The 12,301-nt window shown below is 69.6% G+C and carries 9 protein-coding genes; 2 read left to right on the top strand and 7 right to left on the bottom strand.

Annotation, left to right across the window (positions count from 1 at the left end):
* Positions 1 to 560, top strand: a 560-nt coding sequence (locus tag H7I41_RS15790; protein WP_264013547.1) for an ATP-binding cassette domain-containing protein, incomplete at its 5' end; no start/stop codon positions are given.
* Complete coding sequence (locus tag H7I41_RS15785; RefSeq protein WP_264013546.1) at positions 557 to 1,108, top strand: DUF4190 domain-containing protein; 552 nt, start codon at positions 557 to 559, stop codon at positions 1,106 to 1,108. The genes H7I41_RS15790 and H7I41_RS15785, both read left to right, overlap by 4 nt.
* Here H7I41_RS15785 and H7I41_RS15780 read toward each other — a convergent pair.
* The 7 genes from H7I41_RS15780 to H7I41_RS15750 all read right to left on the bottom strand — a co-directional run bounded on the left by H7I41_RS15780 (position 1,105) and on the right by H7I41_RS15750 (position 12,255).
* Entirely contained in the window at positions 1,105 to 1,968 is an 864-nt protein-coding gene (locus H7I41_RS15780; protein ID WP_264013545.1) for an acyl-CoA thioesterase II, read from the bottom strand. The genes H7I41_RS15785 and H7I41_RS15780 overlap by 4 nt on opposite strands.
* Positions 1,969 to 2,009: 41 nt before the next feature.
* Entirely contained in the window at positions 2,010 to 3,428 is a 1,419-nt protein-coding gene (gene pyk, locus H7I41_RS15775) for a pyruvate kinase (RefSeq protein WP_264013544.1), read from the bottom strand.
* 27 nt (positions 3,429 to 3,455) lie between these two features.
* On the bottom strand, positions 3,456 to 4,964 hold the full coding sequence (locus tag H7I41_RS15770; protein ID WP_264013543.1) for a glutamate synthase subunit beta: 1,509 nt from the start codon (positions 4,962 to 4,964) through the stop codon (positions 3,456 to 3,458).
* Positions 4,957 to 9,516: a glutamate synthase large subunit gene (gene gltB / locus H7I41_RS15765; protein ID WP_264013542.1), complete on the bottom strand. Its 4,560-nt coding sequence runs from the start codon at positions 9,514 to 9,516 to the stop codon at positions 4,957 to 4,959. The genes H7I41_RS15770 and gltB overlap by 8 nt, the downstream gene beginning before the upstream one ends.
* Before the next feature lie 85 nt (positions 9,517 to 9,601).
* The gene (locus H7I41_RS15760) at positions 9,602 to 10,015 is read right to left on the bottom strand and encodes a DUF2752 domain-containing protein (RefSeq protein WP_264013541.1); all 414 of its coding nucleotides are present in this window, start codon (positions 10,013 to 10,015) and stop codon (positions 9,602 to 9,604) included.
* The gene (locus H7I41_RS15755) at positions 10,005 to 10,526 is read right to left on the bottom strand and encodes a TM2 domain-containing protein (protein ID WP_264013540.1); all 522 of its coding nucleotides are present in this window, start codon (positions 10,524 to 10,526) and stop codon (positions 10,005 to 10,007) included. The genes H7I41_RS15760 and H7I41_RS15755 overlap by 11 nt, the downstream gene beginning before the upstream one ends.
* Before the next feature lie 67 nt (positions 10,527 to 10,593).
* Entirely contained in the window at positions 10,594 to 12,255 is a 1,662-nt protein-coding gene (locus H7I41_RS15750; RefSeq protein WP_264013539.1) for an HNH endonuclease signature motif containing protein, read from the bottom strand.
* Positions 12,256 to 12,301: the final 46 nt, after the last annotated feature.

Here is a 12,301-nt window from a genome sequence, read left to right as displayed (position 1 = left end):
GCCCGCCGGTGCCGCCGCTCGACGTGCGGCCCGGCGACCGCGTCGCCGTCACCGGCCCCAGCGGGTCGGGCAAGACCACGCTGCTGCTCGCGACCGCCGACAGATGCCGCGAAACTGGCCTCGCCGCAGGGTTCTTCGGTGAGGACGGGCATCTGTTCGCGACCACGGTGCGGGACAACCTGCTGGTCTCCCGCGGCGACGCCACCGATGACGAGCTGCGATCCGCACTGAACCGCGCCGGCCTGACCGACTGGCTCGACACGTTGCCCGCCGGCCTGTCCACCGTGCTGGTGGGCGGCGGGGCGGCGGTGTCGGCCGGCCAGCGCCGGCGCCTGCTGCTGGCGCGGGCACTGGTGTCGACCTTCCCGGTGGTGCTGCTCGACGAGCCCACCGAACACCTCGACGCCGCCGACGCGCAGCGACTGCTCGCCGAACTGCTCACCCCCGGCGCCCTTTTCCCGGCCGACCGCGCGGTGCTGGTGGCCACCCACCACTTGACACCCGACATCGACTGTCTGCGACTCGACCTCGCCTCCGGGCGGGTAATCTCCGACGCATGACCGACCCGGACAAGCCAGAGCACTCGCCAACGGATCCGTCGTCGTCCGCGCCGCCGCCACCACCACCACCGGGTCCCCCGCCGGGCTATCAGTACGGCGCCCAGCCCGGTGGGTATCCGCCGCCCCCTCCGCAGCCCTACGGCGGTTACCCGTACGCGCAGGCGCCTACCGCCCCGAAGAACGGCATCGGCATCGCCGCGCTCGTCGTCGCGATCATCGGGCTGTTCACCGTGTTCGGCGGCATCGTGCTCGGTGTCGCGGCCATCGTCCTCGGCTTCATCGGGCGGGGCCGGGCCAAGCGCGGCGAGGCCACCAACGGCGGGATCGCCACCGCGGGCATCGTGCTCGGCTTCCTCGGCGTGATCGTGTCGATCGTCGCCATCGCGCTGTCGATCTGGGGATTCAGCGAACTCGGCGGCGCCGACCTCGTCGACTGCCTGCAGCGCGCCGGCAACGACGTCGAGGCCCAGCAACAGTGCGAGGAAGAGTTCACCAACAACATGGAGGACCAGTTCAGCGTCACGCTGACACCGACCGCCACGCCCTAGCGGCCAGGGAAGTACTTCACCACGCCCTCCTGCACCACCGTGGCGAGCAGCGCGCCGGACCGGTCGAAGAAGTGCCCGGTACCGAGCCCGCGCGACTCGGCGGCGACCGGTGACGTCGTGGAGTAGAGCACCCACTCGTCGAACCGCACCGGCCGGTGGAACCACACCGAGTGGTCCATGGTCACCGCGAAGATGCGGTCATGTCCCCAGGACAGGCCGTGGGTGGTGATGATCGAGTCGAGAACCGTGGTGTCCGAGCTGTAGACCAGCGCCGCGGTGTGCAGCACCGGGTCGTCGGGCATCGTGCCGTCGGCCTTGAGCCACACCTGGTTGTAGTCCAGCCGCTCGCCCTTGTCGCGCATCACCCAGGCCGGGTCGTTGGTGTAGCGCCACTCGATCGGCCGCAGCGCCTCCACGAAGTGCGGCACCGTCTTCTCGTATCCGCGGAGCAGGTCGTCGATCGTGGGCAGGCTGTCCGGTCCGGGAACCGGCGGCGCCTCGACGGCGTGCTCGAGGCCACGGCCGCCGTTCATGAACGACACCAGCGCGGTGGTCAGCAGCAGGTCACCCTGGCGCACGTCGACCCTGCGGTTGGCGAAGCGGCGCTCGTCGCGCAACCGGTGCACGTGGAACTCCAGGTCGCGGGTGGGGTCCCCACCGGCGATGAAGTGTGCCGACAACGCACTCGGCGCGATCGGGACGTCCAGCGAACGGCCGGCCGCCACGAAGGCCTGTGCCATCATCTGGCCGCCGAACGTGCGGATCGGGTTCTTGCTCGGATGCCTGCCGACGAACGTCGCGTCGTCGACGCGGTGGAGGTCGAGGACCGCCAGCAGCTCATGGAAATCGGCTGCCGCCAAGAGTCCCCCTCATCCGGTCGTCCGTCTAGACCCGCATCGGACTACACATCGTCCTCCCCGATCCGGTGCACATGGATCAGATTGGTGGAGCCTACTGTGCCGGGCGGAGCGCCCGCGATGATGACCACCAGGTCGCCGCGCTTGTAGCGGCCGAGCTCCAGCAGCGACTTGTCGACCTGCCGGATCATGCCGTCCGTGGTCTGGATGTGCGGGACGATGAACGTCTCGGTGCCCCAGCTCAGCGCCAGCTGGCTGCGGACCTCGGGCAGCGAGGTGAAGGCCAGCAACGGCAGCGGCGTGTGCAGCCGGGCCAGCCGGCGCACCGTGTCCCCCGACTGGGTGTAGGCGACCAGCGCCTTGGCGTCGAGGCGCTCACCGATGTCACGAGCCGCATACGAGATCACCCCGCGTTTGGTGCGCGGCACGTGCGTCAGCGGCGGCACCACCACCGAGTTCTCCTCGACCGCGCAGACGATGCGTGCCATCGTCCTGACGGCGTCGAGGGCGTATTTGCCGACCGACGTCTCACCGGAGAGCATCACCGCGTCGGCGCCGTCGAGCACCGCGTTGGCGACGTCGGAGGCCTCGGCGCGGGTGGGCCGGGAGTTCTCGATCATCGACTCGAGCATCTGGGTGGCGACGATCACCGGCTTGGCGTTCTCCCGGGCCATCTGGATGGCCCGCTTCTGCACCAGCGGCACCTCCTCGAGCGGGAGCTCGACACCGAGGTCACCGCGGGCGACCATGATCGCGTCGAAGGCCAGCACGATCGCCTCGAGGTTGTCGATGGCCTCGGGCTTCTCCAGCTTGGCGATCACGGGGACCCGCCGGCCGACTCGGTCCATCACCTCGTGCACCAACTCGATGTCGGCCGGTGAGCGCACGAACGACAGCGCGACCAGGTCCACGCCGAGCCGCAGCGCGAACTCGAGGTCCTCGACGTCCTTCTCCGACAGCGCGGGCGCCGAGACGTTCATGCCTGGCAGCGACATGCCCTTGTTGTTGCTGACCTTGCCGCCCTCGGTGACGGTGCACACGACGTCGGTGCCGTCGATGCTCTCGACGGTCAGCCCGACGTTGCCGTCGTCGACCAGCACCCGGTCACCCGGGTTGGCGTCCTCGACGAGCCGCTTGTATGTGGTGGACACCCGGTCGTGGGTGCCCTCGACGTCGTCGACCGTGATGCGCACGGTCTCGCCCGCGGTCCACTCGGTGGGACCGTCGGCGAAGCGACCGAGCCGGATCTTGGGGCCCTGAAGGTCGGCGAGGATGCCGACCGCGTGGCCGGTGGCGTCGGAGGCCGCGCGCACCCATTTGTAGTTGGCCTCGTGGTCGGGGTAGTCGCCGTGGCTGAAGTTCAGCCGCGCGACGTCCATTCCCGCCGTCACCAGGGCTTTGACTTTCTCGTCGCTGGCGGTGGCCGGGCCGAGGGTACAGACGATTTTTCCGCGTCTACTCACGTTGCCTCAATATAGTCCCTAATCGATTCAGACGACGGCCAACGGCAGCGCGCCGGGGATGACGGGTGCGGGCAGATCCGACTCACCCATCAGGTAGGCGTCGACCGCGTGCGCCGCGCTGCGGCCCTCCGCGATGGCCCACACGATCAGCGACGCGCCGCGGTGGGCGTCGCCGCACACGAAGACGCCGGAAGCGTCGGTCTGCCAGTCCGAACCGCACGGCAGCGCACCGCGGCGGTTCAGCGTCAGCCCGAGTCCGTCGAGCAGCGGCATGTGCTCCACACCGTCGAATCCGATCGCCAGCAGCGCGAGCTCGCACGGGATCTCCAGGGTCTCGCCGACCGGCACGATGTGCCGCCTGCCCTCGGCGTCCCGCTCCACCGTGACCTCGGCGATCTCGAGCGCCCGCAGGTTGCCTGCGCCGTCGCCGATGAACCGCTGCACGGCCACCTCGTAGCGCCTGTGCCCACCCTCGGCGTGCGCGGGTGAGAGCCGGGTGCGCAGCACCAGCGGCCACGTCGGCCACGGTGACCGGGTGTCGTCGCGCTGCTCGGGCGGTTCGGGGTTGTAGTCGAGCTGGGTGACCGACGCCGCGCCCTGGCGATGCGCGGTGCCAAGGCAGTCGGCGCCGGTGTCGCCGCCGCCGATGATGACGACGTGCTTGCCCGCGGCCGAGATCGTCGACGGGCCGTCGCCCTCGCACTCCTTGTTGGCGGGCACCAGGTGCTCCATCGCCAGGTGCACGCCGTTGAGTTCGCGGCCCTCGACGTCGTTGTCGCGGGCGCGCAGCGCGCCGACGGCGAGCACCACCGCGTCGTAGCGGGCCCGCAGCTGCTCGACGGTGAGGTCGACACCGACCTCGCACTCGGTGACGAAGCGGGTGCCCTCGGCGCGCATCTGGGCCAGTCGCTGGTTGAGCGTCGACTTCTCCAGCTTGTACTCCGGGATGCCGTACCGCATCAGGCCGCCGAGCCGGTCGTCACGTTCGTAGACCGTCACGTCGTGGCCGGCGCGGGTGAGCTGCTGGGCGGCCGCCAGGCCGGCAGGCCCGGAGCCCACCACCGCGACCCGCTTCCCGGTGGCGATGGCCGCCGGCTGGGGTTCCACGATGCCCATCGCCCAGGCGTGGTCGGCGATGGTGTTCTCGATCCGCTTGATCGTGACGCTGCCGCCGGTGCGGTCCTCCCCGATCGACAGCACGCAGGCCGCCTCGCACGGCGCCGGGCACAGCCGTCCGGTGAACTCCGGGAAGTTGTTGGTGGCGTGCAGCCGGTCGCTGGCGGCGTCCCACCGCCCGCGGCGGACCAGGTCGTTCCACTCCGGGATCAGGTTGCCCAGCGGACAGCCCGCGGTTCCGGAGTGGCAGAACGGGATTCCGCAGTCCATGCAGCGGCGGGCCTGCTGGGACACCTCCGCTGCGCGGTCCTGCGGGCTCTGCCGCTCGTAGACCTCGTGCCAGTCGCCGACCCGCTCGTCGACCGGCCGCTTGGGCGCTTCGACCTTGTGCACCTTGAGAAATCCGCTGGGATCAGCCACGGCTCGCCTCCATGATCGCGGTGTCGACGTCGCGGCCCTCGGCCTTGGCCATCCGGGTCGCCTGCAGCACGCGCTGGTAGTCGCGCGGCATCACCTTGGTGAACTGGGCGCTGCGGCGCGGCCAGTCCGACAGCACCGACGTCGCCAGGGTGCTGCCGGTGCGGCGGGCGTGCTCGGCGACCACGCCGTGCAGCCACACCAGGTCTTCGGGTTCGAGACGCTGCAACTCGACCATCGCGGTGTTCACCCGGGCCGGGTCAAGGCCGAGCACGTAGGCGATACCGCCGGACATGCCTGCCGCCATGTTGCGGCCGGTGCGGCCCAGCACCACCACCCGGCCGCCGGTCATGTACTCGCAGGCATGGTCGCCGACCCCCTCGACGACGGCGAGCGCGCCGGAGTTGCGGGCGCAGAAGCGTTCCCCGACCCGGCCGCGCAGGAACACCTCACCCGAGGTGGCGCCGTAGAGCAGGGTGTTGCCTGCGATCACGTTGTCCTCGGGCAGGAACAGCACGTCATCGGGCGGCCGCACGATCACCCGGCCGCCGGAAAGGCCTTTGCCCACATAGTCGTTGGCGTCGCCGATCAGCTCGAGGGTGATGCCGGGCGGGAGGAACGCCCCGATCGACTGGCCCGCCGACCCAGTGAGGGTGATGTTGATGGTGTCGTCGGGCAGGCCGGCGGCGCCGTAGCGCCGGGTGACCTCGGCGCCGAGCAGGGTGCCGACGGTGCGGTTGACGTTGCGTACCGGCAGTTCCAGCCGAACCGGGTGGGCGTCCTCGAGTGCGCCCTCGGCCAGCTGAATCAGCGTCTGGTCCAGCGCCTGGTCGAGTGCGTGGTACTGGTCCTTCACCTTGCGCCGCTGGGTGATCTCGGCGCCGTGCGCGTCGGTCGGCACCGCGAAGATCGGGGCCAGGTCGAGCCCCTTGGCCTTCCAGTGCGCGACACCGGCGGCGGTGTCCAGCATCTCGGCGTGCCCGACGGCCTCGTCGATGCTGCGGAACCCGAGGTCGGCCAGATAGCGGCGGATGTCCTCGGCGATGAACCGGAAGTAGTTCTCCACGAACTCGGGCTTGCCGTTGAAGCGGGCCCGCAGTTCGGGGTTCTGGGTGGCCACGCCGACCGGGCAGGTGTCGAGGTGGCAGACGCGCATCATGATGCAGCCGGCCACCACCAATGGTGCGGTGGCGAAGCCGAACTCCTCGGCGCCGAGCAGAGCGGCGACGATCACGTCGCGCGCGGTGCGCATGCCGCCGTCGCACTGGACGGTGATGCGGTCACGCAGACCGTTGAGCATCAGCGTCTGCTGTGCGTCGGCAAGGCCGATCTCCCACGGCGCGCCTGCGTGTTTGAGCGATGTCAGCGGCGCCGCGCCGGTGCCGCCGTCGTAGCCGGAGATCAGCACCACGTCGGCGTGCGCCTTGGAGACTCCCGCGGCCACGGTGCCCACGCCGACGCTGGCGACCAGCTTGACGTGGATGCGGGCCTGGTCGTTGGCGTTCTTGAGGTCGTGGATGAGCTGGGCGAGGTCCTCGATGGAGTAGATGTCGTGGTGCGGCGGCGGTGAGATGAGCCCGACGCCCGGTGTGGAGTGCCGGGTCTTGGCGATGTTCGGATACACCTTGTAGCCCGGGAGCTGGCCGCCCTCACCGGGTTTGGCGCCCTGGGCCATCTTGATCTGGATGTCGCTGGCGTTGATCAGGTAGTCGCTGGTGACGCCGAAGCGGCCGGAGGCCACCTGCTTGACGGCGCTGCGGCGGCGCGGATCGTAGAGGCGGTCGACGTCCTCACCGCCCTCACCGCTGTTGGACCGGCCGCCGAGGTTGTTCATCGCGATGGCCATGGTCTCGTGCGCCTCGGCGCTGATGGAGCCGTAGCTCATGGCGCCGGTGTTGAACCGGGTGACGATCGAGTCGACGGACTCCACCTCGTCGAGCGGGACCGGCGGGCGGACGTCGGTGCGGAACTCGAACAGCCCGCGCAACGCACCGCCGTCGCGGGCCAGCCGGTTCACCTCGTCGGAGTACTGGCGGAACACCTCGTGACGGCCGGTGCGGGTCGAATGCTGCAGCAGGAAAACCACTTCGGGGGTGAACAGGTGCAGCTCGCCCTCGCGACGGAAGGCGTACTCGCCGCCGACCTCGAGGCGTCGGTGCACGCGTTCGGTGGGGTTCTCGGGATAGGCGCGGCGGTGCCGGAGCTTGACCTCCTCGGCGATGACGTCGAGTCCGATGCCGCCGAGCTGGGTGGGGGTTCCGGTGAAGTACTCGTCGATGACGTCGCGGTCGATGCCGACGGCCTCGAAGGCCTGGGCGGCGGTGTAGGACGCGACGGTGGAGATGCCCATCTTGCTCATCACCTTCGTGACGCCCTTGCCCAGCGCCTTGAGGTAATTGCGGACGGCGGTGGCCGGTTCGATGCCGGTCAGCTCGCCCTCGCGGATGAGGTCCTCGATCGACTCGAACGCCAGGTACGGGTTGACGGCGGCGGCTCCGAAGCCGATGAGCATGGCGATGTGGTGGACCTCGCGGGCGTCGCCGGATTCGACGACCAGCGCCACGGCGGTGCGCTCCTTGGTCCGCACCAGGTGGTGGTGCACGGCCGACACTGCGAGCAGGGACGGGATCGGGGCGCGGGTGTGGTCTGAGTCGCGATCCGAGATCACCAGGGTGCGGGAGCCTTTGGCGATCGCGTCGCAGGCGCGGTTGCGGAGTTCGTCGAGGGCGTCGGCCAGGCCTTCGCCGCCGCGCTCGACGTCGTAGAGCGCCTTGAGGACGGTGGTGCGCAGACCGGGGTGCTCGCCGTCGGCGTTGATGTGGACGATCTTGTTGAGCTCGTCGTTGTCGAGGACCGGCCACTTGACCAGGATCTGGCGGCAGGAGGCGGCGGTGGGTTCGAGCAGGTTCTGCTCCGGGCCCATCACCCGGGACATGCTGGTGACGACCTCCTCGCGGATGGCGTCCAGCGGCGGGTTCGTCACCTGGGCGAACAACTCGACGAAGTACTCGTAGAGCAGGCGGGAACGTTCCGACAGCACCGCCGTGGGGGTGTCGGTGCCCATGGAGCCCAGGGGTTCGGCGCCGGAGGCGGCCATCGGGGTGAGCAGGATGCGGAGCTCTTCCTCGGTGTAGCCGAAGGAGATCTGCCTGCGGACGACCGAGTCGTGGTTGGGCTGCACCCTGGCGCGGTCGGGCAGGGTCGCGAGGTCGAGGAGGCCGGCGTGCAGCCATTCGCCGTACGGTTCGGCCTTCGAGAGCTGTTCCTTGATCTCGTCGTCGGGAACGATGCGGCCCTCGGCGGTGTCGATGAGCAGCATCCTGCCCGGCTGCAGGCGGCCCTTGGCGACGATCTGGCAGGACGGCACGTCGAGCACCCCGGCCTCGCTCGCGAGGATGAGCCGGTCGTCGACCGTGCGCCACCAGCGTCCGGGCCGTAATCCGTTGCGGTCCAACACCGCTCCGACGACGGTGCCGTCGGTGAAGGTGACGCAGGCCGGACCGTCCCACGGTTCCATCAGGGAGGCGTGGAATTGCCAGAACGCGCGCTCGGCGGGGTCCATGGCCGAGTCGTTCTCCCACGCTTCGGGAATCATCATCAGCACGGCGTGCGGCAGCTCACGGCCGCCGAGGTGCAGGAGTTCGAGCACCTCGTCGAATGACGCGGAGTCGGACGCCTCGGGCGTGCAGATCGGCGAGAGCCGGCTGATGTCGCCGGGGATCTTCGCGCTGGCCAGCATCGCTTCGCGGGCATGCATGCGGTTGCGGTTACCGCGCACGGTGTTGATCTCGCCGTTGTGGGCGACGAACCGGAACGGGTGTGCCAGCGGCCAGGACGGAAAGGTGTTGGTGGAGAAACGGCTGTGCACGATCGCCATGGCGCTCACGCAGCGCTCGTCGCGCAGGTCGGCGAAGAACTGCGGCAGCTGGACGGTGGTGAGCATGCCCTTGTAGGCGATGGTGCGGCTGGACAGCGTCGGGAAGTAGGCCTCGGCCTCGGCTTCGGCCCGCTTGCGCAGGGGGTAGACGCGGCGGTCGAGGTCGATGCCGCCGGGGCGGGCGCCGTTGGTCCCGGGGGCGGCGACGAAGAGCTGGGAGAAGTAGGGCATACAGCTCAGCGCGGTGGCGCCGACACCCGCGCCGTCGGGGGTGACGGGCAGCTTGCGCCAGCCGAGGATCTCCAGACCCTCCTCGCCGGCGATGGCCTCGATGTGCTGGGTGGCGGCGGCGCGGGCGGCCGAATCCTGCGGCAGGAAGCAGAGTCCCGCGGCGAAGGTGTTGCAGCCGTTGTCGGTGGGCGCGGGGAGGTCGAAGTCGACGACGTCGCGGAAGAGTTCGACCGGGAGCTGGATGAGGATGCCAGCGCCGTCACCGCTGTTCGTCTCCGCGCCGGCGGCGCCGCGGTGGTCGAGGTGTTCGAGGGCGACGAGGCCGTCGGCGACGATGGAGTGGGTGCGGCGGCCCTGGATGTCGGTGATCATGGCGACGCCGCAGGAGTCGGCCTCGTTGGCGGGGTCGTACAGACCTTGCGGTCGAGGAAATGCCGAGAACAGCATTCGTTTGGTACCTCCGCAGTCCGGATTCTTTCGATTCCGGGACTGCACCGGCCCGAAGAGCCAGTGTATCAGCGGAGGTGGGTTGCTACCCGTCGAGAAGAGTCGGGACCAGCGGAAACCCGGGGAGGTTGCGCACCACGGTCCAGGCGGTCACGGTGACCACGAGCACAGCTATGGCCGCGATAGGCATGAGGCGGCGCCCGAGCCGCCACCGCACCGCGAACCACAGTGCCAGCAGCGGGAGGCCGACGAGCAGGAAGACGTTGTCGGACACCGCTGCCGCGACGTCGCCGTGCAGCAGGTCGTGCGTCATGCGCAGGCCACCGCAGGCCGGGCAGTCCCAGCCGGTCAGCTGCTTGAAGGGGCAGCCGGGGAACAGGAAGCCGGGGCGGTGCGGATCGGCGATGCCGATGTAGGCGAGGCAACCGGCCACCACCGCGCCGGTTCCCAGCGCGCCGTACAGCCGGGTGCGACTGCTCGATGCGACGCTAGGTTCCATCGCGCAGCGGACGTCCCTGCGGGTCGCGCACCTTGTCGGTGAGGATGAGGATGGCGTCGACGATGCCCCAGATGACGGCGCCGATGCCGCAGGTCACGAGGCCCACGACGAGCTGGATGACGCCGAGCTTGGTGTCACCCATGTAGATGCGGCCGATGCCGACGAGTCCGAACAGGCCGATGAGCTGGAGGAGTCCGGCGACGATTTTCGACTTGTCGGAGAACGGCTCACCGGTCATCGGGTGACGGCCGAAGGGCGCCATCTGGTCGTACTGGCCGGGGGGTGGGTACTGGCCGGGTGGCGTGCCGTACTGCCCTGGGGGCGGGTACTGCCCGGGCGGGGTGCCGTACTGCCCGGTCGTGCCGTACTCACCGGGCGTGCCGAACTGGCCGGCCGATCCGTACTGGCCGGGCGGAGTCTCGTGCTGGCCGGGAGGCGGCGGGTATTGCCCCGGAGGAGGTGGCGGGGTCGTGCCCTCTGAGCTGCTGCCGAACTGCGCGGGATCGGTCATGCCGCCAGCATGCCAGAACCCCCGGTTCCCCATAAGGGAGGGAAACCGGAAAAGGTGGTGGCGGCTTTCAGAAGGGTGGTGGTTCGTCGCCGGGTTGCGGTGGTGGCTTGGGGGTGAACAGTGCGTCGAGTGCTTGCCGGCGGGCGCGGCGGCGGGCTTCGCGGTGTTCGCGATTCCGCTGGCGTTCCGCGGCGATGCGGGCGGCTCGGGATTGGGCCCGGGTGCGTTGCCGTTTGGGCATCATCGCGGTGCGCTCACCGGATGGGTCGTCGCGTCGCGGTGTGATGACTACGGCGGCCGTCGGTGCGCAGAGGCTGGGGAGCAGTAGCGCCGCTCCCGGTTTGGTGGTGTAGGTCTGGCCCGCCGGGCTGGTCCAGATGACGGTGCCGTCGCGGTGTTGTTGGTCGTGCCAGCCCCAGAACGTCTTGATCAAATGGTGCATGCGGCACAGGCATTTCAGGTTCGACGCCTGGGTCGGCCCGCCCTGGCTGTAGGGGATGGTGTGGTCGATGTCGGTGCTGAACGCCGCCACGTCGCAACCAGGAAACCGGCAACCCATGTCGCGGCACCGCACGAACTCCGCCAGATTTCGCGACGGGGTATAGCGCGGTTCGGGTGGGGCGTCGCCGGGATGGATCAGCGGCCGGATCGTGGCGTGCTCGACTAGGTCGGCGATCTGTTCGGGCGGCAGGATGCCGTCGTTGTGCACCAGGCTCGCCACCGAATCATCAACGGGGTCGGCCTTGTCCGCGGTGTCGGCCACGGTGTGGGCCGGGGTGTCGGACCCGGCGTCGTCCACGCCAACAGGCTCGACCGAGCCGTCGGCGTCGGTATCCGTTTCGGCGTCTATGTCGGCGGTCTCGGCCGGGGTGTCCGCCTCTTCGGCGGCGGCCCCCGCATCGGCGTTGGGGCCGGTGATGGTGTGGATGACGAACGGGGCGGCTAGGGCGTCCTTCTTCGGGCAGTCCGGATTGGCGCACTGGCAGGGCAGGCGTTCAGCGCCGCGGCACACCGCGGCGATCGCATCGACACGACGCTGCCTCTTGGTGCGGGGGTCATCGGGGCACACGGTGTCGGCCATCGCATCGACACACCGCTCAAACACCTGGGCATCAACAGTGCTCATGGTGCCGCCGAAGGTGCTCATCCCGTCGAGGCCGTCGTTGACCCAGAACTCACGGAGCTCCCGGGCCCTCTTACGTCGCCGCACCGCATCCCGATCCTGACGCGCGATCAACCGGTCGACATGCCCGCACAGCTGACCGTGACTCAGCGTCATCAACCGCACCGCCGCACCGGCCAACGCCGCATCCACCCCCGCGAGGATGTCAGGGTCGGTGATCAAGCTGGTGCGATGCAGCAACACATCCACGACAGCCAAGCTGAGATCACCGGCCCGGAACACCGCCGCCACCAGCGGGAGCCGTTCCCGCAACCCGCGGGCCAGATCGACCTGGATCGACGCTGACCCGTGCCCGATGTTCAGCGCGGCGGCAACTTCGGCGGCGACTGCGCATTCGGTGTCCACCGCCCACTGGTCACTGATCTCGTCACGCTGCGCGACCCGCACCCCGTACAGGTCACCGATGATCGTCAACCGGGTCGCGGCCTGCTGGTTCTCCCGGCGCGCGGCCGCCACCAGGTCGGCGATCAGCGCGTCGGCCTCGACCAACCGCGGGCGCGGCGAGGTCAGCACCTCGTCGAAACTCGCCTGCGCCGGATCGAACATACATTCGATTATGGCAGAGGGGTACGACACGCGAAAGCAACGAAAA

It is taken from the genome of [Mycobacterium] manitobense (assembly GCF_025821665.1).
In the GTDB taxonomy this organism is placed as follows: domain Bacteria; phylum Actinomycetota; class Actinomycetes; order Mycobacteriales; family Mycobacteriaceae; genus Mycobacterium; species Mycobacterium arseniciresistens.
Note: the sequence above shows the minus strand (reverse complement) of the source record. Positions and strands in the feature narration are given on the sequence as shown.

Excerpts from the sequence above, each read along its gene's own strand:
- H7I41_RS15785 (WP_264013546.1), top strand. The coding sequence starts at position 557 with ATGACCGACCCGGACAAGCCAGAGCACTCGCCAACGGATCCGTCGTCG.
- gltB (WP_264013542.1), bottom strand. The coding sequence starts at position 9,516 with ATGCTGTTCTCGGCATTTCCTCGACCGCAAGGTCTGTACGACCCCGCC.
- H7I41_RS15760 (WP_264013541.1), bottom strand. The coding sequence starts at position 10,015 with ATGGAACCTAGCGTCGCATCGAGCAGTCGCACCCGGCTGTACGGCGCG.
- H7I41_RS15755 (WP_264013540.1), bottom strand. The coding sequence starts at position 10,526 with ATGACCGATCCCGCGCAGTTCGGCAGCAGCTCAGAGGGCACGACCCCG.
- H7I41_RS15750 (WP_264013539.1), bottom strand. The coding sequence starts at position 12,255 with ATGTTCGATCCGGCGCAGGCGAGTTTCGACGAGGTGCTGACCTCGCCG.